The 21,452-nt window shown below is 42.6% G+C and carries 20 protein-coding genes; 5 read left to right on the top strand and 15 right to left on the bottom strand.

From position 1 onward, the window contains the following. Positions 1-30: 30 nt before the first annotated feature. Both map and GRQ40_RS08145 read left to right on the top strand, forming a co-directional pair. Positions 31-783 carry a type I methionyl aminopeptidase gene (gene map, locus GRQ40_RS08150; protein ID WP_044743428.1) on the top strand — a complete coding sequence of 251 codons (753 nt, stop codon included), beginning with the start codon at positions 31-33 and terminating at the stop codon, positions 781-783. Positions 784-944: 161 nt separating this feature from the next. Further along, positions 945-1,868, top strand: a complete 924-nt coding sequence (locus GRQ40_RS08145) for an MBL fold metallo-hydrolase (protein ID WP_201295992.1) — start codon at positions 945-947, stop codon at positions 1,866-1,868. A 78-nt stretch (positions 1,869-1,946) separates the two neighbouring features. Here the strand turns inward: GRQ40_RS08145 and GRQ40_RS08140 are convergent, their stop codons facing one another. From GRQ40_RS08140 to GRQ40_RS08095, 11 genes are all read right to left on the bottom strand, one after another. Beyond that, on the bottom strand, positions 1,947-2,801 hold the full coding sequence (locus GRQ40_RS08140) for a TIGR03943 family putative permease subunit (RefSeq protein ID WP_044743426.1): 855 nt from the start codon (positions 2,799-2,801) through the stop codon (positions 1,947-1,949). 208 nt (positions 2,802-3,009) lie between these two features. Further along, a complete protein-coding gene (locus tag GRQ40_RS08135) occupies positions 3,010-3,873 on the bottom strand; it encodes a permease (protein WP_066149152.1) in 864 nt (287 codons plus the stop codon). Positions 3,874-4,745: 872 nt separating this feature from the next. Next, a complete protein-coding gene (locus GRQ40_RS08130; protein ID WP_159719711.1) occupies positions 4,746-6,608 on the bottom strand; it encodes a PTS fructose transporter subunit IIABC in 1,863 nt (620 codons plus the stop codon). Positions 6,609-6,623: 15 nt separating this feature from the next. Further along, positions 6,624-7,535: a 1-phosphofructokinase gene (gene pfkB / locus GRQ40_RS08125; protein ID WP_159719710.1), complete on the bottom strand. Its 912-nt coding sequence runs from the start codon at positions 7,533-7,535 to the stop codon at positions 6,624-6,626. Next, positions 7,532-8,284 carry a DeoR/GlpR family DNA-binding transcription regulator gene (locus GRQ40_RS08120; protein WP_159719709.1) on the bottom strand — a complete coding sequence of 251 codons (753 nt, stop codon included), beginning with the start codon at positions 8,282-8,284 and terminating at the stop codon, positions 7,532-7,534. Before GRQ40_RS08120 ends, pfkB begins: the two co-directional genes overlap by 4 nt. A 254-nt stretch (positions 8,285-8,538) precedes the next feature. Continuing rightward, positions 8,539-10,374 (bottom strand): diguanylate cyclase, encoded by a 1,836-nt coding sequence (locus GRQ40_RS08115; RefSeq protein WP_044743506.1) that lies wholly within the window; start codon positions 10,372-10,374, stop codon positions 8,539-8,541. Positions 10,375-10,531: 157 nt separating this feature from the next. Further along, positions 10,532-11,113 carry a DUF5317 domain-containing protein gene (locus GRQ40_RS08110; protein WP_159719708.1) on the bottom strand — a complete coding sequence of 194 codons (582 nt, stop codon included), beginning with the start codon at positions 11,111-11,113 and terminating at the stop codon, positions 10,532-10,534. A 702-nt stretch (positions 11,114-11,815) separates the two neighbouring features. Continuing rightward, positions 11,816-12,775, bottom strand: a complete 960-nt coding sequence (locus GRQ40_RS08105) for an endonuclease I family protein (RefSeq protein WP_082063882.1) — start codon at positions 12,773-12,775, stop codon at positions 11,816-11,818. Positions 12,776-12,801: 26 nt separating this feature from the next. Beyond that, positions 12,802-12,924, bottom strand: coding sequence for a hypothetical protein (locus GRQ40_RS18745; protein ID WP_255458406.1), 123 nt, complete (start codon positions 12,922-12,924; stop codon positions 12,802-12,804). A 403-nt stretch (positions 12,925-13,327) separates the two neighbouring features. Continuing rightward, positions 13,328-14,797: a Na+/H+ antiporter NhaC family protein gene (locus tag GRQ40_RS08100; RefSeq protein ID WP_159720811.1), complete on the bottom strand. Its 1,470-nt coding sequence runs from the start codon at positions 14,795-14,797 to the stop codon at positions 13,328-13,330. 95 nt (positions 14,798-14,892) lie between these two features. Beyond that, positions 14,893-15,192: a MerR family transcriptional regulator gene (locus GRQ40_RS08095; RefSeq protein ID WP_044746833.1), complete on the bottom strand. Its 300-nt coding sequence runs from the start codon at positions 15,190-15,192 to the stop codon at positions 14,893-14,895. 176 nt (positions 15,193-15,368) lie between these two features. Between GRQ40_RS08095 and GRQ40_RS08090 the strand changes: the two genes are divergently transcribed. Both GRQ40_RS08090 and GRQ40_RS18740 read left to right on the top strand, forming a co-directional pair. After that, positions 15,369-15,563: a Fur-regulated basic protein FbpA gene (locus GRQ40_RS08090; RefSeq protein ID WP_044746834.1), complete on the top strand. Its 195-nt coding sequence runs from the start codon at positions 15,369-15,371 to the stop codon at positions 15,561-15,563. Further along, entirely contained in the window at positions 15,544-15,678 is a 135-nt protein-coding gene (locus GRQ40_RS18740) for a hypothetical protein (protein WP_255357508.1), read from the top strand. Before GRQ40_RS08090 ends, GRQ40_RS18740 begins: the two co-directional genes overlap by 20 nt. A gap of 171 nt (positions 15,679-15,849) precedes the next feature. Here GRQ40_RS18740 and GRQ40_RS08085 read toward each other — a convergent pair whose 3' ends face one another. From GRQ40_RS08085 to GRQ40_RS08070, 4 genes are all read right to left on the bottom strand, one after another. After that, positions 15,850-16,581, bottom strand: coding sequence for a LytR/AlgR family response regulator transcription factor (locus GRQ40_RS08085; protein WP_066149140.1), 732 nt, complete (start codon positions 16,579-16,581; stop codon positions 15,850-15,852). After that, positions 16,547-18,328 (bottom strand): sensor histidine kinase, encoded by a 1,782-nt coding sequence (locus GRQ40_RS08080; RefSeq protein WP_044746836.1) that lies wholly within the window; start codon positions 18,326-18,328, stop codon positions 16,547-16,549. Before GRQ40_RS08080 ends, GRQ40_RS08085 begins: the two co-directional genes overlap by 35 nt. Before the next feature lie 224 nt (positions 18,329-18,552). Beyond that, positions 18,553-19,605, bottom strand: coding sequence for an NAD(P)H-dependent flavin oxidoreductase (locus GRQ40_RS08075; RefSeq protein WP_159720809.1), 1,053 nt, complete (start codon positions 19,603-19,605; stop codon positions 18,553-18,555). A 171-nt stretch (positions 19,606-19,776) separates the two neighbouring features. Continuing rightward, positions 19,777-20,541 carry an enoyl-CoA hydratase gene (locus tag GRQ40_RS08070; RefSeq protein WP_044746837.1) on the bottom strand — a complete coding sequence of 255 codons (765 nt, stop codon included), beginning with the start codon at positions 20,539-20,541 and terminating at the stop codon, positions 19,777-19,779. A gap of 367 nt (positions 20,542-20,908) precedes the next feature. Between GRQ40_RS08070 and GRQ40_RS08065 the strand changes: the two genes are divergently transcribed. Then, on the top strand, positions 20,909-21,370 hold the full coding sequence (locus GRQ40_RS08065; protein WP_370514202.1) for a MarR family transcriptional regulator: 462 nt from the start codon (positions 20,909-20,911) through the stop codon (positions 21,368-21,370). Positions 21,371-21,452: the final 82 nt, after the last annotated feature.

The following is a 21,452-nucleotide window of genomic DNA, read 5'->3' as shown; positions in this document are numbered from 1 at the left end:
AGATGAGAATAAAGGAGAAGCTTATTGACAATGATTCATTTAAAAACAGAACGAGAAATTCAGCTTATGCAGGAAGCCGGAAAATTACTGGCTGCTTGCCATCAAGAAATTGCCAAACTCATTCAGCCAGGAATAACAACAGCAGAAATTGACCATTTTGTTGAGAATTTTTTAGCTCAACATGGAGCTACTCCAGAACAAAAGGGGTATAAAGGCTATCAATATGCCACATGCGCTTCGATCAATGATGAAATATGTCATGGTTTTCCACGCCATGAGCCGCTGAAAAACGGGGATATCGTCACCATTGATTTCGTTGTAAATTTGCATGGAGCGCTTGCTGATTCGGCATGGACATATGCCGTTGGCGAAATCAGCGAGGAGCTGAAATCCTTGTTATTTGTTACGGAACAATCTTTATATAAAGGAATTGAACAGGCTGTAGTCGGAAACCGGATCGGGGATATCGGTTATGCTATCCAAACATATGTGGAAGCACAAGGTTTTTCAGTTGTCCGCGACTTTACGGGTCATGGCATCGGTCCGACCATTCACGAAGAACCGTTCATTCCCCACTTCGGGCAAAAAGGAAAAGGGATGCGCCTAAAAGAGGGCATGGTGATTACGATTGAACCGATGGTAAACACCGGAAAATGGCAGAGCCGCATGGACAAGAACGGCTGGACAGCCAGAACGGTAGACGGATCTTATTCTGCCCAATACGAGCATACAATTGCCATTACGAAAAACGGACCGTTAATTTTGACTACTTGTTCCATATAAAATGAATGGAGGTCCGCCTTTTGCGCGGACCATCTTATTCACTTTTTATTTGCCGTTCGTACAAATCATTTAGATACATCGTGAAAAATGAACCTGTCAAAGCAGCAGGAAGAGAGAATGTGATATGATAGCTCTCAAACGGTTTAAAAAGGAAGGAAAGCATCATGAAGCGATATGAAAATTTAGACCTTATTTCGACTAAAAAAACATTTTCTGACTTTCGTCGATGGCAAAAAGAACGAAAAACCAAACAAAAGGATCTTTCCTATCAAGTTCCACACGTTGATCCGCCTGAATATCAACAGCTTCATGAGAATCAAGCGAATACATTGCTTTCATGGATCGGCCATTCTACCTTTGTTATCCAAACAAATGGAATAACGGTTGTGACAGACCCTGTATGGGCTAAAAGAATGGGGACAGCTAAACGGCTTACTGCTCCGGGAATTGCGATCAACGACATGCCAACTGTCGATATTGTTCTTATTTCACACGGCCATTACGACCATTTACATTTTTCCAGCATTCGCAAACTAAAAGAAAATCCTCATTTTTTCGTTCCAGTTGGCCTTGGACGTCTATTCCGCCGAAAAGGATATCAACATGTGACAGAATGCTCTTGGTGGGATACCGTGGAGTATCGAGGAACATTCTTTACCTTTGTGCCCGCACAGCACTGGACAAGAAGAACATTGCTAGATATGAATACCTCCCACTGGGGGGGCTGGATCATCCATACAGATGGACAGCCAACCTTTTATTTTGCCGGTGACAGCGGCTATTTTCGCGGCTTTCGCGAAATTGGTGAACGTTTTTCTATCGACTATGCGCTCCTGCCCATCGGCGCTTATGAACCAGAATGGTTTATGGGGCCGCAGCACGTGACTCCTGAGGAAGCCGTTCAAGCCTTTATGGACTGTCAAGCCAATATATTTATTCCCATGCATTATGGAGCGTTCCGCCTCGCTGATGACACACCGCAGGAAGCGCTTGACCGTCTCGTATCTGAATGGCAAAGGCGCCAGCTCGATCTAGAACGGCTGCGCTGCTTAAAGCTTGGAGAAGTATTGAATTGCTGCGGCTAGCCAGCATAGGCAGACAGCCCTTGCTGCTTAATAAACGGCAAGGGCTGTCTGACGATCATCCATCTCCTATTCCATTTGCTAACGGTCATAGCCGCGAAACACATAGGGCTCTTCCGGTTGTTTCATCGTATGCCAAGATGCTACCTTCACATATGGAATAACAGCATTATACGGCTGGTAATACATAGTGGATAGTTCCCCTTTTATATGAATCCATTCATCATTTTTGAGAGCAGGCGGTTTTGCAAACTCAGCCAGCAGTCCATAGACCCCTGAATCAGCTACACAATGGATGATGCCAAATCGCAAAATAAATACTTGGTCCTTATTCGTTGTTTCATCATGGTAAACAAAGCCATCCAATTCAATCTCTTTATCGCTAAACTCACCTGGAAATTGATAAATGGTCTCAATCGCTTTTAAATAGTTTTGGTCATTGAGAATCAGACTGGATTTTTTAGAGAATTGAGCCAAATCCTTTCTCATTAAATCCTCATAGCCGCTTCGATCATAATAAATGCTTGTATCAGGACGCAAAAACTGCCGCTGCACGGTAGGGTCTTCGCTTTGCGTATCAAATCCTGGAATATGAAACCCTTTGGCTTTGACAATGTCTGAATCCAACGTAGCGATGGGAAATGCTAATGCTGAGACGATCGGAAAAATGAAAATAGCATAATTAAGCGCTTTTTTCCACTTCGGCTGCCCCTCTTCATGATGATGGCAGCAATCATCATGACAATGGTGATGATGTGTATGTTTCTCCTTTCGATTTGCGATGATAAATTGAATAACCGTTAGAAAAACAAACAAAAAAATGGCACTAAACGACAAGTAAGAGTAGCGCATATTAATGTATTTGCTTATATCACCAGTGGCATGCAAATGAAAAAAAACAAAAGCAAAGCCAAGTAAAATATATGTGCGCAGCATCGAACCGCCCTCCTTATTCACCGCTTTTTTATGCTGAACTGCCAGCAAGATATGGCCACCAAGCTGCTTCATCTCATCGATTCAACTATCGCCCTGCTTCCAAGCCATATGGATAGTAAAATTTCCGGATCAGAAAAGTCGTTCTCCTTAATGAATCCCCCTCCACTTACCCTTTGTTTAGAGGTGGGAGAATTCTCGACAGGTTATGTTAAATCAATAATGAGCCGATAAAAACAAAGAGTGTAATATAAGCAATCAGCACAAGCACAAATCGTGTTTTAAACGATTGAAGCAGCATAAGCGTATTCTTAATATCCAACATCGGTCCATATACTAAAAAGGCAGCCAATGCTCCAAAAGAAAATGTATTTTGAAACGACGAAGCAATAAATGCATCCGCTTCAGAGCATAATGAAAGCACAAACGCCAGCGCCATCATCACAAGAGATGCCGTCATTTTCCCGTGTCCAATGGCCAGAAGTGTTGATGTTTTGACGTACGTTTGCATAGCAGAAGCGATAAAAGCACCGATAATTAAATATTTCCCTGACGTAAAAAATTCTTCCACCGTATGCTCTAGCGTCCCCATCCATTTTTCCTTCAATGTCCGGGACGGGGAAGCATGGATCACTTCTTGGTTTCGCAGCTGCTCATCTTTATATTGTATCGATAATATGAGTCCAACCATGACAGCCACAATATACGCAAAAACCGCACGATAAATCACCATTTTAAAATTGCTGCCAAAGGCAATATACGTAGAAAACAGGACGATTGGATTAACGACAGGCCCTGTCAACATAAACGGAATGGCAGCATGTAGCGGCACCCCTTTCGTAACTAAACGGCGGGTAATCGGTACAATGCCGCATTCGCATGCTGGAAACAACACGCCAATGAGAGCTGAATACAGGACAGCCAGCACTTTATTTTTCGGAACCCATTTTTTGACCATTTCTTCTGTCACAAACATTTGAATAATACCCGAAATAAATACACCAATTAATATAAAAGGAATAGACTCTATTAAAATACTAACAAAAATAGTATTAAGCTGTAGAAAGGACTTCATGCGGCCTCTCCTTTTCTTTAATAAAGTTCATAACAGGATCTCACCATTATATCTGTATAAATTATAACTAAAACAATTGAACAAATGGTATCTGTAACAGCCCTCGGTCGAAAGGGTCTCGCGACTTGTTTTTCACCACGCACTTCTGTAACGAAAATGAGTGGAAAAATCGATTCAACCTTCGTATCCATGCAACTGTGAACATGACCAATTCCAACTATATATTGGCCATTCCATCAACGGATCATGTTGCAATCAGCCGACTGATTCCATCGTTCCAGACGTGCCGTTGCTGTATGCGAAGCATCGATGATCGTTATACTATCATAATACAACTGAACGTTTCAAACTTTCTATATGGAAATACAGATGGAGTTTTCACCAGAAACCCATCTCCTCCATTTTTTCGACAACGGAAGATCAATCGGTAACGGACTTCTGTCACGCCAAAGCGCCACTGAGCGCCGAACAATCAGCCGCTTACAAACAAAGCCACTTGCAGGAAGCAGCATCGGTTGCCCCTGGCAATCGGATCATCATATAGAGGTCTATGGCAAAAAATTTATTAATAAAACACCTTATTTGTTGAATATGTTTCCGTTTATCCGCATTGGCCAATAGCGTCTTTTTATGCCGGATGAAACAAATGATCGCTGACGGAAGCCAATCGCCAGAGACTTACCTGTCGCACGAATGTATAGCAAAAGTTCACACAACACCGTTTTCCGACCGATTCCGTCGTTATTGACAAATATACCCTAACAGCAACTTTTTTATTTTAGCACGACTGATCCATCCTTTTCATGAGAATTTCATAAAATTTTCTCATAAAAAAACGAAGCGTTTCCACGCCTCGTTTTCCTATCCATCTTTTATTCTTTCACTTCTTTTTTCCACAGACCAACCATCAAGGCTGTGACGATGGATCCTATTAAAATAGCAAGTATATATAACCATGGACTTCCTTTGACGATCGGAATGACAAAAATTCCGCCATGCGGCGCTGGCAGGCCGATTTTAAACAGCATCGTTAACGCTCCGGCAATCGCCGACCCGACAATAATCGAAGGGATGACACGCACTGGATCGGCGGCTGCAAATGGAATGGCTCCTTCCGTAATAAACGTGGCGCCCATAATATAGCATGTTTTTCCAGCTTCCCGTTCCGCTTTTGTAAATTTACGCTTAAACAATGTCGTGGCCAAGGCCAGACCGAGCGGAGGAACCATCCCTCCTGCCATAATCGCCGCATGTGGAGCGTAATTTCCGGCATCAATCATGGCAAGTCCGAATGTAAAGGCCGCTTTATTAATCGGTCCACCCATATCAATCGCCATCATTCCGCCAAGAATGAGTCCCAATAGTACAAGATTCCCTGTTCCCAGACTGGAAAGCCAATGCTTCATTCCATCATTTAATGCTTTTACTGGATCGACAATTACATACAGCATAATAAACCCAGTGATAAGAATACCAAATAGCGGATAAATCAATACAGGCTTAATGCCTTCAAACGCAGCAGGGAGCTTATGAAAGGCTTTCTTAAGTCCAACCACTAAATATCCGGCTAAAAAGCCTGCGATTAATCCTCCTAAAAATCCAGCCCCGCCATTAGCTGCGATAAATCCGCCAACCATTCCTGGCGCAAATCCTGGGCGATCAGCAATGCTCATGGCAATGAACCCCGCAAGTACAGGAATCATAAGCGCAAAGGCGTTGCCGCTTCCAATATCCATCAATGCCTTGGCTAATGGATGAAACGATGGATCGTTTGGATCAAAGGCTTTGATTCCAAACAGGAAGGAGATCGCAATCAAAATCCCCCCGCCGACCACGAACGGAAGCATGTTTGATACGCCGTTCATCAAATGCTTGTAAAAGCCTGTACGTCCTTTCACATGAGTTGATTCCAGCTTGGCCCCACTTCCTTGATAGACGGGTGCTTCTTGCTTTAAGGCCTGCTCAATCAGCCTTTCCGGTTGGCGGATCGCTTGAGCAACAGGCACTTGCAGCACAGGCTTCCCTCTGAAGCGCTCCATTTCTACTTGCTTATCTGCCGCAACGATAACAGCAGATGCTTCTTCAATCTCTTTCCCTGTTAATTCATTTTTGACACCGCTTGAACCGTTCGTTTCAACTTTGATGTCGATATTCATTTCTTTCGCTTTCGCTTTGAGCGCATCAGCCGCCATATACGTATGGGCAATTCCGGTTGGACAAGCTGTAACCGCTACTATTTTTTTTGCTGAAGCTGGCGCCGTTTCAGGCTCTATCTCTTCTGCCGCTTCTTTTTCTTTGATGACAGAAAGCAGCTCTTCCTTAGTTGAAGCGCTTTCAACACGTGAACGAAATGCGGCATCCATCAGCATGGATGATAGACGGGCGAGCGCTTCCAAATGAGTGTGATCCGCCCCATCCGGAGCAGCAATCATAAAAAATAAATGGCTTGGCTTTCCGTCCAATGCGTCATAATCGATTCCAGGATTAGATCGGCCAAAGGCCACCGCCGGTCTGGCCACCGCGGATGTTTTCGCATGAGGAATGGCAATTCCATCACCGATTCCCGTCGTACTCTGCGCTTCACGGAGCAAAACCGCCTCTTTAAACGCTTTCAAATCATGCAATACACCTGCTTGCTCTAATGTTTGAGCAAGCTCGTCAATAATTTCCTCCTTTGTTCTCGCTTTCGCCTCAAGAACAATCGTTTCCTCTGTTAATAAATCCGTAATTTTCACGATCACACCCTCCTTTTAAATGCGCATGATTTTTACTTGGCCAAGCAACCGCTCGACATTTTCTTTTGTGCATAAGTCTTGCGAAAAAGCGGTAGCGCTTCCGGATGCGACACTATAAGCAAATGATTCTTCTACACTTTTTCCGCTCGTATAGGCAGCTAGAAAGCCTGCGACCATCGAATCACCAGCGCCAACCGAATTTCTTACCGCTCCCTTCGGCGCTTCAGCAAACAGCGCGGTTTCCTTATCAAAAAAGAACGCTCCCTCTCCTGCAAGTGAGACAATGACATGCTCCACACCCCATTCAACTAGGCGGCGTCCATATATGGCGGCCTCTCTTTTCGAATGAAAAACCGTATCAAATAATTCTCCTAGCTCGCGATGATTCGGCTTCATTAAAAACGGCTGGTCGTTCATGAGCCTCTTTAGGGCGGGGCCGCTTGTATCCACGATCACTTTTACCTGCGCTTTTTTCGCCACGTCCATGATTTGTTCATAAAAACGTACAGAAAGCGAGGAAGGAATGCTGCCAGCCAGCACGAGAAAGTCATCAGGCCGCAAACATTGAATTTTTTTGAGCATTTCCTTTTGCGAATCAAAGGAAATCGCCGGGCCTTTTCCATTAATTTCGGTTTCTTTTCCCGATTTTAATTTAATATTAATTCGCGTATCTTCCGGCACTTTGACAAAATCAAACTGAATATTTTCGCGCTGTAATTCATGCTCAATAAAGGCTCCTGTAAATCCACCAATAAAGCCTAAAGCCGTATTTTGCACACCAAGACGTCTCAGTACGCGCGATACATTAATTCCTTTTCCACCTGGAAAGGTCGTTGCACTCAACGCTCGATTCAGTTCACCAATTTGAAAATGATCTACTTCGACAATATAGTCAACAGAAGGATTTAGTGTACATGTATAAATCATTTTGTCACAACCTTAACCTCGGTCTTTGCTTCGTATTGTTCCAGCAGTTCTTCATCTAACTCATCTGTAATAATCGTGGCCGCTGGCAAATCGGAAATTTTCGCAAATGTGCTTTCATTTATTTTCGAGTGGTCTGCTAAAACATAGGCTTGCCGAGAAAGCTTAATCGCCATGCTTTTCACCATCGCTTCTTCCGGATCTGGTGTTGTGTATCCGTATTCAAGATGGATGCCATTCACACCAATAAAGCATTTGTCAAAGCTATAATTTTCTAATGAATGAAGCGCCCCGCGTCCAATTAGCGCCTTTGTTTTCTTTTTAATCAATCCCCCTAGCAAATAAGTGGGAATATTTTTCTCCAGCAATGCTTCTAAATGAGTGATGCCGTTGGTCACAACAACAAGATCTTTGGCATTTAAATGCGGTATCAATTCAAGAGTCGTTGTGCCTGCATCTAAGTAAATGCAATCGCCAGCTTCAACAAAACCCGCAGCATATTGAGCGATCATTCGTTTTTCTTGTATATACTTTTCTGATTTCTCAAGTATGCTCAATTCCTCTCTTTTTTGATGCAAAACAGCAGCTCCTCCATGAACGCGCCGCAATTTTTTCTCCTTCTCCAGTTGGTTTAAATCGCGGCGGATGGTTGATTCGGAAGACGCCGTTGCTTCAACCAGTTCCTGCAATTTCACAATCTTTTTTTCTGCTAATAATTCTAGAATCAGGCGATGTCTTTCCGCTGTCAGCACGGTCTCACCTCCCCTTCTGAATCATATCGTTGCTTTCATCATATCGTATGGCGAACGAAAAATCAATCAAAATCAATCAATTTCATTCATAAAAAATCAAAAATTATCTATAAATCAATCAAAAATAATCATTCCCGATAAATACAGCTTGAAGGTCGAACAAAAGGTCTCTAAAAAATAACGGCCGAAGATAAGTCCACATACTCATCTTCGGCCGTCAAAAAACAACACGAACTCTATATTCATATACATGGCTAGCGATTCGTCCGCTCCAAACGCGGCATATATTGCGTTTCGATAAACTGAATAAACTGCTGGGCATAATAAGGGTCAAACTGTGTTCCTGCACAGGCGCGTAGTTCGGCCACAGCTTCTTCAAATGTCTTGGTGGGCTGATACGGGCGCTCTGTTGTCATCGCATCAAAGGAATCGATGATGCATAAGATGCGAGCCAGCTTCGGAATTTCCTCTCCTTTTAATCCATATGGATAGCCTTTTCCATCATATCGTTCATGGTGAAGCTCAACAAGCGGCAGCACATCTTCAAACCGGCGATTCGAAGCTAAAATTTCTTTTCCCCATATCACGTGCTTTTGGATAATCTCCCATTCATGAGGCTCCAGCTTTCCTTTTTTATTTAAAATGTCGCGCGGCACTTCGATCTTTCCGATATCGTGAATAAGCGCTCCTAAAATAAGCGTTTGTTTTTCATGATCGGTTAGATCAAGCCGTTCACTGAATTCAAGCGCATACGTAAAGACCCGCTTGCTGTGACGGTACGTATAGACATCCTTTGATAAAAAAATTCTCAACAGCTGCTCCATGTCCTCCAAATCTTCTTTAAATTCAATTTGACTCCAACAAATATTTTCCTCGTCATATATTTGTACATTATTCTTTCCTTGCGCTTTTGCATAATACATGGCTTGATCTGCTTTATGAATTAACTCACCGCTGTCATACATTCCTTTTTCATATTCAGCAATTCCACAGGAAAAAGAAAGACAGCGATAAGGAACATATTCAACACCAATAAAATACGTATCATTCACTTTTTTACGCAGCCGATCGAGAAATAAAAAGGCCGCTTCTTTCGTTGTGTTCGGCATTAAAATGGCAAATTCTTCGCCGCCATAACGCGCCACAATATAATTTTTCTCCTTTGTTTCGGCTTGCAATAAATCACCGAAAAACTTCAACAGCTCGTCCCCGCGCAAATGGCCATTGCAGTCGTTATATTTTTTAAAATCATCCAAATCCAGCAACGCGAGGCAAAAAGATTGCGGCAACTTTTTCACATCTGCAAAATGTTCTTTTAACGTTTCTTTAAAAAAACCATGATTGTACAAACCCGTTAAATCATCCCGATTCGCTCGTTCAGCGACGGATTGATATAGCTGCAAAAACTTTCGAAATACAAATGAAAGCAATGTGACTAAAACAGTAAATAAAAACAAACCAAAATATTTTTGTTCTTCTAATAAAATGGCTAAAACCAAAGAAAGCAATAAAGTAACAAAATAACTAATACAAGCTTCTCCTAAAACTCCCAAATTGAAAGTACCTTTGAAAATTTGCCCAGACAGAAAGAAAAATAGAAACATAAACATAATATTCAAGCTAAAATAAACTACTAAACTAATCATGTATGGAAATAAATTGTTGGTATTAATCTCTCCTATTCTTCCACCAAAAAGCAAAAATGTATAATATGCTCCCACCATCATTAAAGAATACATAGAAAAATTAAAAAGATGTTTCCACGAAGCAACTCTTCTTCTTTTATACAATAATTCAATAATAATACTAAAAAGCAAAACATTTAATGTTAAACTAATACCATACAAAAACATTGATGCTAAATAAATAGCTGAATCCATAGAAAATGAGTTATCTTTCGGAGGAAGATGAATAGAAAAATAACTTAATAAAAGAACCGATGAAGACAGCATATAAATTAAAACCCAATCCTCTAAGGATTGAGTAAAAAAACTGCTTTTCCACAAGCATACAAATAAGCCTGCGCCATAAATAATTGCTACATATAGTTTAACTAAATTTTTTTGATGAAAATATTTATTTGAAAACATCTTTAACCACTCTCGTTTTCAAAGGTTTTAAGGAGAAGTATAACACTTCTCCAAACTTGGACTTATGTTAAGCGAAATCCCGATGTCAACGCCACGATAACAGAACCGATGATGAATAGGTTCACAAGCACTTTTTTAACGGTTGCGTTCATCCTGTTCACCTCCCTTCATGGGCAGTTTGATGTGAAGAAGGATTATTCTGTCCATTCACCATAAGATGCTGAACAAAGAGAAACGCTCCTACATTCATGACCACATCGCCGATGCTGATTACTTGCCGGCGCGGATATGGCGGGGAAAGCGGAATAATGTCTCCTAAAAACGGCAAAACAGTGGAAGCGTGAATCGCTTCATGCTTTCCATATATGCCAGCCTTCAAAATTTCGACATACTCCCGCCCAAGCGTTTGTGCAGCTTCAATGGAAACAGGCATCCTTCCGCCGTTGACTGCCATAACAATGAAATTCAAAAACACTCCTGCAAAAATCACCAAAAAACCCGGCTGGTGTCGATTCATCCAGAGAAAAATCAGACCAACTACATAAATCAAAAGAAACAAGACATTGCTAGCTTGACCAATTATATCTATTTTATTTTGCAACATAAAAATACAAATTTCAATCCCTAGTAAAATAGGAAAAAGCCAGCCGCCGCGCAAGTTTATATGGGCAATCCCTTTAAAATTCCCCCCGCGCAATAAACCGATTAATAATGATAAAAGAATACCGTCATAGACCATCTTTTACTCTCCTTTGCCTCTCGCACCTTCCATCAATCGTCAAAATTCGCGCGCATGCCCTATGCCATCTCATTCCCTGAATCTATATACATCCACCTTGCGAAGAAATGGGAAGTCAATGGTTGGAGGCCAGTCCAAGCACTTGCTTTTCTCATGCAAAAATCAGAAAAAATATTTAGAAAATTATTACCCTTTATATCCATTAAATCTATTCTTGTATAAAAATGTAAATAGGAGTTTAGAACTATTTATATCAAGATATCTTTCAATCGCCCTTCTTCTCGTTTCAAACTCTATTATACAGCTTAAAGGCGAAGCGAGGGAAACGAATGTTTTTGGCAATCGGAAGGCGAAGCAGCCGGCTTATCGACCTCACACCTTTCCTTTGCGTCATGCATCTTGATGACGAAAACGGTCGTCCGAATACCCTATCTGATCATTGGCGAGAGAAATGTGGACACATTCCATTCATACCGTTGCACTCGATTACACCACGAAAAGAAAGGTTCATTCCGTTCTCTATCGATCATTTCGCATAACAAATGGCCGAGCGGCACCGCCTTTCACTGCCTGCCAAGCGATGATCTTCGGCCACCTTTCAAAAGGAGAAGGCGTTCCAGCGTCTCCTTCACTTAGAGATAGGATTGTCTTACTTGCTTCTATGTCCCCCTAAATGCCCCTCCCGGAAAAAATAACCACGATTTATATCGCTTTATTTTTTATGAGCTTGATCGGAAATACCATATGCTCTGCTAACTCCGGAACATCAATAAACGGATTGCGATTGCCTTGAATCAGAAAAATGGCTTGATTTCGATGTCTTTCATAAAGCGTAGCGGGAAACTGTTTGTGCCAGCGAATAAGCAACGGAACATCAATTTTACGGCGGACTCCCTTGGCAATTTGCGTCGGATAGCGCAGTAAAAAATATAACATCGCTCTTGCCACTGTCCCTTTTCCGTATTCCGGTTCAAAAAAGCCATTTTCAGCGACGCCGCAATGATTTTGAATCAGTTCATCAGGTGATTCTGGTTCATAGAAGGGAAAGTCAGCATATGGAAAGTTAGAGCGGACCGTATTGCATTCCGGCTGGCACACAAACAGATGATGCAAATCTCCTTTCATCGGCTCTCGCGCTCCAAACCATGATTGCGGCACAACATGCTCCGTGTTAAATTTAAATTGCTGTTCAATCCCTTTTATCTTTTGTTCGACATTCAATTCACTTTTTCTTATTTTTTTTAACAGCAGCCGGAATTCCTCATATCTCTTTTTAACGATTTCATAATCTCGGACAATCATCGTTTCCGGGGCCTTTTTCTCTCCTGAATAAATGCTTTGAACGGAGCCATCCGGATGAAGATCGACCCATGTATACAAATACTCATCCTTACTGAAAAAATACGGCAATCTCCGCTTATGCGTTTTTGTAATCAGTTCGTGATACTGTACAAACAGGGACAGCTTATCCGCTTGATGCTCAATCTTCCGGTAATATCTCTTAATCGCTTGACCATCTTTTGTTTCATCGTAATAGATCCTTGCATCCGCTTGGATTTGCTGCTGGTTTTCCTTCAATACCATCAACTGCGTATCGCAGTCCTCGCAATTCCACTGTTCAAGCTCCTGAACACTTTTCAACAGGTTCATTTCATTTTCCATCTTCCTCCACCCGCCTTTTAGGAGGTTTATCCGCCGGTTTTTAGGCAAACAACAAGCTTCTCTGTCCCCTGATTGATAAACGGCTGCATATGGATCATCATTCTTTCTCTATATGGTACGTCAATGCTTGCTTTCTTGACCGTGCGCATCTTGTTTGGCTTTCCATTTTACACTAGAACGCCACGGGTCATTTGAATTCACTAGACAATGAGAAGACAACAAGGAAGGGGATGATGATTGATTGTTTCTTCTGTCTACAACTAACGTAGCAGCTAGCTCTCAGGATGAAGCCGATGATGCAACTGGACAAATAAAATGGTGATTATCTGTATTATATCAAAAAAACCGATTGGCAGATATTCACCATTTGAAAAACTGTCGAGGCATGCCTAGTAAGCAAGGTTCAGTAACTGGAAGCTCTGAAAAAATAGCGGCCGGAGGCAAGTTCAAAAACCTTCCTCCGGCCGTTGAAAAACCGCACGAGATCCATATGAATCAAGTGACCCTTATATAGACTTTTTCACTTAGCCGCTTTTCAGCCATGCTACCAGACTACCGCATAATAAACGACATGACGCTGAATAAAATGACGGCTAGGCCCGCTGCAATAAAAGAAGGAAGCAGCTTCGTGCGCGCATATTCAATCACCGGCAGATCTAAAATGGTACAAAGCGTTACCGTGTTATCGCTAAGCGGGGAAGCAAAAGCGCCAAATGTACCGCTAGCAAATACAGCGCCAATCACTAATAAAATGTTCGTGCCCGATTCATGAGCAAGCGTAACGCCAAGCGGCATTAATAATCCCCACGTTCCCCAAGAGGAGCCGATAAAATAAGAAATCAGCGCACCCAATAAAAACAATACAGGAGCTACAAAATAGTGAGGAATCCAGCCTTTTACATGATCCGTAATATACTGCGAGAATCCCAAGTCCTCAGAAATCGCGGACACCGCCCAAATTAATGAAAGCATAATAATGACAGACATTAACTCATTTCCGCCTTTGACAAAATGAGTGAGCAAATCCGCTAGCTTAAATTTTTGAAATAAAAAGTAGGCCACAGCGACGATGACCGTTATGATTAACGATTCCAGCATGACTCCAAGGGCATCGCTGCGCAGAAAAGCATCAAAAAAGCTGTTTGCTCCTTTCCGTCCGTCCCACCAGCTAAGAAATAACGTTAATACAAGCACAAATGAAAGAGGAATCATTAAATTCCAAGGCCTGATCGGCGTTTCTTTTTCAAATGCCTTTGGACAGGTTTCTAATCCTTCCTCCCCTTGAGCCTCGTTCGGATTGGCTTCCGCCTCGCTTGCCGCTTCAACCATGACCGCCTGATTCCATTTTTTTATGTCGGCCATCGGCTCCGTTTTTTTCGAGTATTTAAAAAAGCTATAATACAGACCAACCACAATAATGGTGAATGAAAAAAAGTTAAAAGGAATGCTTTGGACATAAATGTTGTAGGCTTTTTCATGAATCCCGGCGGTTTTCAGCGCTTTATCAATCACCGACACCATGTATCCGACAAACGCAGTCGCCAGCGGAATCAACGCTACGACAGGATTGGAGGTCACTTCAATTGTAAAACCGATTTGCTGGGACGATAAATGAAGACGTCTTTTCAGCGCTTTCATAATAGGAGCCACTGTCACAATCCGAAAATCAGGATCGCTAAAGGTCACCATCGTCGAAACCCACGTAAGCAGGAGAGCGCTTCTCGCTGTTTTCACCTTTTTGCTCACGAGGTGAACAAAGCCTTTGATTCCTCCTGTATATTTGATCATACTAATTAAGCCAGCAAATACATAAAGGAAAATAATAATTCGGATGTTATTCGTTTGCATAAGATTATGAACGACATAAGACAGCATCGTTTTTAAACCGCCAAGCAGCGTTGGCTCTATTAAGTAGCTGCCTAGCATCAGCGCAGCAAACAAACCGGGAATGACTTGCCGCGTCCATATTGATAGTGGAATCACAATTAAAAATGGGAGAAGAGATTTCCAAGAAGGCTCCATCATGAACCGCTCCTTTGTCAATAAATCTTTTACTTTATATGTTAGTATGATTCGTACGGCTAAAATGTATTCTCTTCTCCATTTTGGCTATTGGTTTATCCGCGCAGACGAAAGTGAGCATTCATTTGTCCTTTTAACATTTTTTCTCTAACTTCCTTTGTCAACTCTTTGCGAATTTCTCGGGTCGTAACGCCCTCTTCTCGCTTATCGGCAATATCCATTAATCGTTCTACATCATCAAATGAATATTTGCGCGCTCCCTTTGATCGATCTGGAAAAATGAGCTTTCGTTCCTCATAGTAGCGAATCTGCCGTTGCGAGAGCCCTGTTAACTCACTAACAATTCCGATCGAAATAACCTTTTTGAATTTATAAGAATCTTCTTTATGTGACATGGCGCCCCTCCTATGATAGTTTTTCTAACATTATTATAAAAGTTTTAAGGGAAAACTGTTACCATATTGTTAAAAAAATTAACAATCATTCCGATTTTATGTAAGAAAAACTAACAAAAAGATATGAAATCATTAGCTGAATCATATAAGATGAAAAGAAAAAGGGAGTTGATCATATGGGAGCATTCATGCGGAAAGCCCTGTCGAAACAAAAGCAGTTTTATATTTATGAACTGATGAGGACGGGACAGTTTGTCAATCCCGATCTCCTTTCCCAATGGACCGTAAGCGATCTGCGTCATGAATATGAGAAAAATAAAAGCCGTCGGAAAAGAAACGGAGGGGATGATGTTGAATCGGCAAGCTCTTGAATTAGCTAAAAAAGTCGTAGATTTAGATATAAAACGCGACGAACTGTTTGAACAGCTTATTCTTCTTGTCGGCGATCGAGCGTACGAATTGTTGCGATTCGTACAAAACAGATGACCTTTCATCGCCCCCTGCCTCTCACTCCTTTTCGTTCAGGGGGCCCTATGTACAAAAAAGGAGCATAAAATTAGCTCCTCTTCTTCATCAGCATTTTTTCAATAGCCTTTTATGTCTCGTTTCCATCCCTTGATTTTCCATTTCAAATAAAGTGAACTAAACTAGCTTCCTCTATAATTCCAACCGTTGTCGCAATGCTTTGACATAATTCCGGCTCACCGGAATTTTATCGGCCGTTCCCTCGAGTGACAGCTGATATGCTCCATTAAACCAGGGGGTGAGCTGCGCAATTTTTTCCACATTCACCAAGTAGCTTTTATGCGGCCGGAAAAACAGATTTCCTTTTAGCTTTTGCTCCAAATCCTTTAGCGACACCTTCGTATAATACGTTTTTTGCTTCGTAACAATAAGCGTATCTTTAATTTCTCGACAGCAATACAAAATATCGTGTGGCGAAACATAAACAATCCCGTCGTCTTCCTCGACGGCCAGCTTGCGAACCGCCTCCTCAGAAGCAGCCGGCCTTTCTTTTTCAAATTTGCGAATCAAACGCCATATCGTTTCGCGAATCTGCCCTTCATCAAATGGCTTCAGCAAATAATCGACCGCTTCACATCGGAACGCCTCTACCGCATAATTAGGATAGGCGGTAGCGAACACAATGCTCGGCGGCTGCTTCATGCGCTGCAGCATTTTAGCTAGACTTAATCCGGACATTTCCGCCATTTCAATATCAAGAAAAACCACATCGGGCTCTAATGTAACAATTTTCTCTAATGCGCTTTCTCCGCAATCCGCTTCACCAACAAGTTCGATCTGTTCATATACACAGAGCAGATGCTTTAGCTCTTCGCGGCTCAAAGGCTCATCATCTACGACCATAACCTGAATACGCAACCGCATATCCCACCTTTCTTTCTGTATATGGAACAAGCAATTGAACCGTTGTTCCCTTTCCTTTTTCAGAGGCAAGCGAAAGCTCCGCCTCCTCCCCAAGCAGCGATTTTAAACGCTCATAGACATTATACAATCCGATTCCTGCACCGGATTGGGAAGCAATCGGCGCCTTCAACAATTGCGATAATTGCTCCTCTGTCATTCCTTTTCCATTATCAGAAACGGAGATTTTCACCATACTTCCCTCTGCTTTGACAGAAATAACAATTTCGCTTCCTTTTTTCATATGCTTCAAGCCATGCCGCACCGCATTTTCGACAAGCGGCTGCAATGTCATCGTCGGCAGGGTCATTTGCTCATACCCGGCCTCGATTTCATAGCGGACGCGCAATTTATCTTGAAATCTCGCTTCTTCAATCGTCAAATACGCCTGGACATGCCTGATCTCCTCTTCAAGTGTTGACAGCATCTCCGTTGCATCCGCTAAATTTTTGCGAAAATAATACGCTAAAGACACAAGAAGCTGTCTGGCGCGATTCGGATCGATGCGAATACATGAGACAATCGTATTAAGCGCATTAAATAAAAAATGCGGGTGCACCTGTGCGTGCAGCGCTTTAATTTTCGCTTCTTTCATAAGCTGATAATATTTTTCTGCTTCGGCAATTTCAAGCTGCAGGCTTAAAAGCGAAGATAGCCCTTTTACAAATTCTACTGCAATCGATGATAGCTCCGCTTCCGAATGAAAATAAAACTTAAGTGTCCCAATGGTTTCATCTTTTCGCTTCAGCGGAGCAATAATGGCTTTATGCAGCGGACAATGCCGGTGGCCGCAAATCACACGATCGCGCACAATTATCATTTCTCCTGTTTCAATCACTCGGCGCGTCATTTCTGTTTGGATCGGCTCGTCAGCCAAGTGGTGGTCACTGCCTGCCCCCACATGGGCAAGAATATGAGTTCGATCCGTAACGGCCACCGCTACGGACGGCACCTCCCGAATAAAAAGCTCGCATATCGCCCTAGCGGACTGCGGAGTCAAGCCGTTTCGCAAATGATGAACGGTTGCTTCGGCCAGACGCATCGCTTTTTCAGCCTGTAGAGCCCCCGCTTTTTCTTCCTCTTGAAAAACATTGCGAATCACTAAAATAAAAATGGCGCTGCCAAGCCCGTTCGCAATAATCATTGGAATTCCGATTTCTTCTACCAAAAGCCACGCACTCGCAAATGGCTTGGCCACCAACAAAATGACAAGCATTTGCAAAGACTCGGCGGCCATTCCCACCATAAGTGCCACACGTGGCGAAAGAGCGTTCGCTCTTTTTTTACGATGATGCACAATCCCAGCAATAGCACCGGCAGCCATCGTAGAAATTCCGCAAGCCACAGCGGTAAATCCACCAAGAAACAACCGGTGAATTCCGGCAATCAGCCCGGCTCCAAGCCCTACTTTCCAGCCGCCGAGAAGACCGGCAATAACAACTCCAATAACACGCGAATTAGCAAGCGCTTCATTCTCTTTTAACGACCATGGCCATTTCATAATTTCAAATGTTTCAACCCGAACGGTCAAGCCTGTATAAGTACCAACAATGCCGAAAATTCCGAAAATGACCATAATAATAAACCGCTGCATCCCGTCTACTTCTTGATGATAAATTAAGCGGCGAAAATATGGAAGACGCGTCAATAAAAAAGCGACCATCACAATAATTCCAAGCCTTTCAACCATGGAAAGACAAAGCTGCCACATCGCTCTCACCTCTATTTTTTATCATATCATGTTTTACACATTTCGCTAGAACTTTTGGTGTTGATATTTACAGAAAAATCAAAAAAAATATATTCGTTCTACTTTCGCATCAGACAGTGCTCGAATAGCCAAAAAAGCGATAAAAAAACGGGGCTAGAAAATCAGCTTCTCCCCCGCTTTCATGATTGATTAAAAATCATCTATGCTTTCGTAGGCAATCCATTTTACAGATCCAAAATCATCCTTTCCGCCCATGCTTCCTTCAGCTGCTCCCTTAATAGTGAAAGCAGTTCGGCTGCCGGCAGCGCCTTAGCTAGCCGATATCCCTGTCCAGCCCATAATGCCATCGCATGCGGGTCGCCATGTTGGGCAGCAGCTTTGCGCAGCTGTTTAGTCAAATGATGCACCTGCGGATAAGCAGCTGGAGCGGTTGCATCATGTTGAAGGAAAAATCGATTCACAAGACCTCGTGCCGGCCGCCCTGTAAACGCACGGGTAACCGCTGTCGTTTGAAACTGCGGATCAGCAAGCGCTGCCTTGTGCACCGGATGTGCCCCGCTCTCTGGGCAACGCAAAAAAGCGGTTCCCAACTGTGCGGCACATGCTCCTGCCGCCAACACGGAAGCAATATCCCGTCCTGTCATGATTCCCCCTGCTGCAATCAACGGCACCTTGACAACATCGCGAACTTGCTGCAATAAAACCAATAAGCTCGTTTGGTCGTCCGCTTCTTTGCTGTTGCGAAATACGGAACGATGCCCTCCCGCTTCCATTCCTTGCACACAAAGAGCATCCGCTCCCTCTTGTACTGCCTGGATCGCTTCATCCTTTGATGTCACGGTTACAATTATAAAGGAGCCATGAGCTTGTAATGACTCCATCACCTCGCGTGAAGGACAACCAAATGTAAAACTGACGACCGGGACTTTTTCTTCCCTTAAAACCGCAAGCTTCTCCTCCCACTCATCATCGTCCCATTTTTCTGCTTCAAGCGTGATGCCAAAACGTTTCGCTTCTTCCGCTAATTCTGCTTTGTAGCTGACTAATTCCTGCTCGTCTGCTTTATTTTCCCCAGGTACAAATACGTTGACGCCAAATGGAGCAGTGGTCAAGCCCCGAATCTTTTTTATTTCACTTCTCATTTCTTCCGCCGTTTTATAGCCGCCAGCTAAAAAACCGAGCCCTCCGCCATTGGACACTGCAGCGGCCAGCTGTGGAGTTGAGGCCCCGCCTGCCATTGGGGCCTGAATAATAGGAAGCTGAAGCGAGCGCAGCATTCCGTTCATCGGCATCTCCCCCTTTCCGACTGTTGCGCACCCATAAAAAGCTGCATGGTGTCATAGATGAATACAGGATAACTATCCGAAATCCAACAACCATTTTGGGATAAATTTTCTTTACAGTCCACCGAAATACTTTGCTTCTGTTGAAAGAACCGTATATATAAGCTACTTTCCGATAAAATTTGGCTTCCGTTTTTCAAGAAAGGCGCGAATCCCTTCACGATGATCTTTTGTTTGCCGCATATGCTGCTGCCATTCTGCTTCAAGCTGCAATACCTTTAATAACTCATTTTTGCCTAAACGGGCATACAACATTTTACTGGCAATCATCGCTTGCAGCGGCTTAACCTGCCATTCGCTGATTTTTTGCTCGATTTGCTCCCCATCTTCCGCTAGCCAATCAACGATGCCAAGCTCATAGGCTTCATGTGCGCTCATTTGTTTTCCTTCCCAAATCAATTGCTTAGCCTTGATTTCACCGATCCGTTTCGCTAAAAAGAAATGACCTCCTCCATCCGGAATCAGCCCAATCCCAATAAAATTCATGGCTAAACGCGCTTCCTTCGCAGCCATCACATAATCGCCCGCTAAAGCCAAGCTTAATCCCAACCCTGCTGCAGGTCCATGAATCGAAGCAATGACGACCTTTGGCAACGTATACAAAGTCACAATAATCTTTTGAATCGTACTCATCACCTTATGAAACGCTTCTGGGTCATCTACATTAAGCATCGTTTTGATATCGCCACCGGCAGAAAACCCTCTTCCTCTGCCGCGAATGACAAGAATGGAGGCTTCACTTTGCTCGACTTGATGCAACGCTTCTAGCAGTTCATTTAGCATTTGAACATTGATCGCATTTAATGATTCGGGACGATTGAGCTCTAATAACGCCAAGTTTCCTGAAAAAGAAAGCACGACTGTTTCCATTTTTCTCCCCCTTGTTTGACTCATATGGGTGCGATCATTCATAGCAAGACCGTCTTATTTTCATTTTCTGTAAAACTGCCGGCATGACAGACGGCATGCGGAAAAAAGCTTGAACAATCCACAGCCCTTTTATTTGTATTTCCTCATAGCAAGCAAAATTCCTTTTTTATAAGCCAAAATCCACCCCCTCGCATCTAGTAAAGCCATCATTATGGTCCGTTATCCTCAAAAAAGAGCAGCGGCGTAAAGCCGACACCCCATCCTATAAACAAATAGAGTTTTGAAACGAAAATAAAAATCTCATATAATAAAGTTAATGCACCAACGAGTAGGAGGACAGGCAGTGGACAAAGAAGAACAGGTCTTAATGAGCTTCAAGAATTTATTAAATAAGTTGATTTTGCTTAATAAGACTAAGATGGAAGAAAGTCTTAAGGGTTATAAGCCTTCTGAAGTACATTGCATCGAATACATTGGAAAACATGTAGATTCCAATGTAACAAAACTTGCGGAGTTCTCTTATATGACTAGAGGTGCCATAAGCAAAATGACCAAGAAGCTCATAAAAAAAGGCCTTATCGAAAGCTACCAGAAGCCGGATAACAAGAAAGAAATCTATTTTAGACTCACTGAGCAAGGGAAAATCATTTATAAAATCCATGAGGAACTGCACAAAGAATTTCGAGAGCGAGATAAAGCCGTATTTGAGCAAGTAACAGAGGAACAACTTGATATGATGATCCATTTCGCAGAGAAGTATAGCAGGCATTTGGAGGCGGAAATAAAAAAACAGGGGATCAAAATAAATCAGAACAAATTTGATGAATAAAAATGAACCAAAGACAGCCCAACTCTACCTGAGTAAAGGCTGTCTTTTTATCGCGATTATTTTGTTGACAAAGAAACAAAAA

The sequence above is a fragment of the Anoxybacillus sp. PDR2 genome (assembly GCF_009834045.1).
In the GTDB taxonomy this organism is placed as follows: Bacteria; Bacillota; Bacilli; order Bacillales; family Anoxybacillaceae; genus Anoxybacteroides; species Anoxybacteroides rupiense.
Note: the sequence above shows the minus strand (reverse complement) of the source record. Positions and strands in the feature narration are given on the sequence as shown.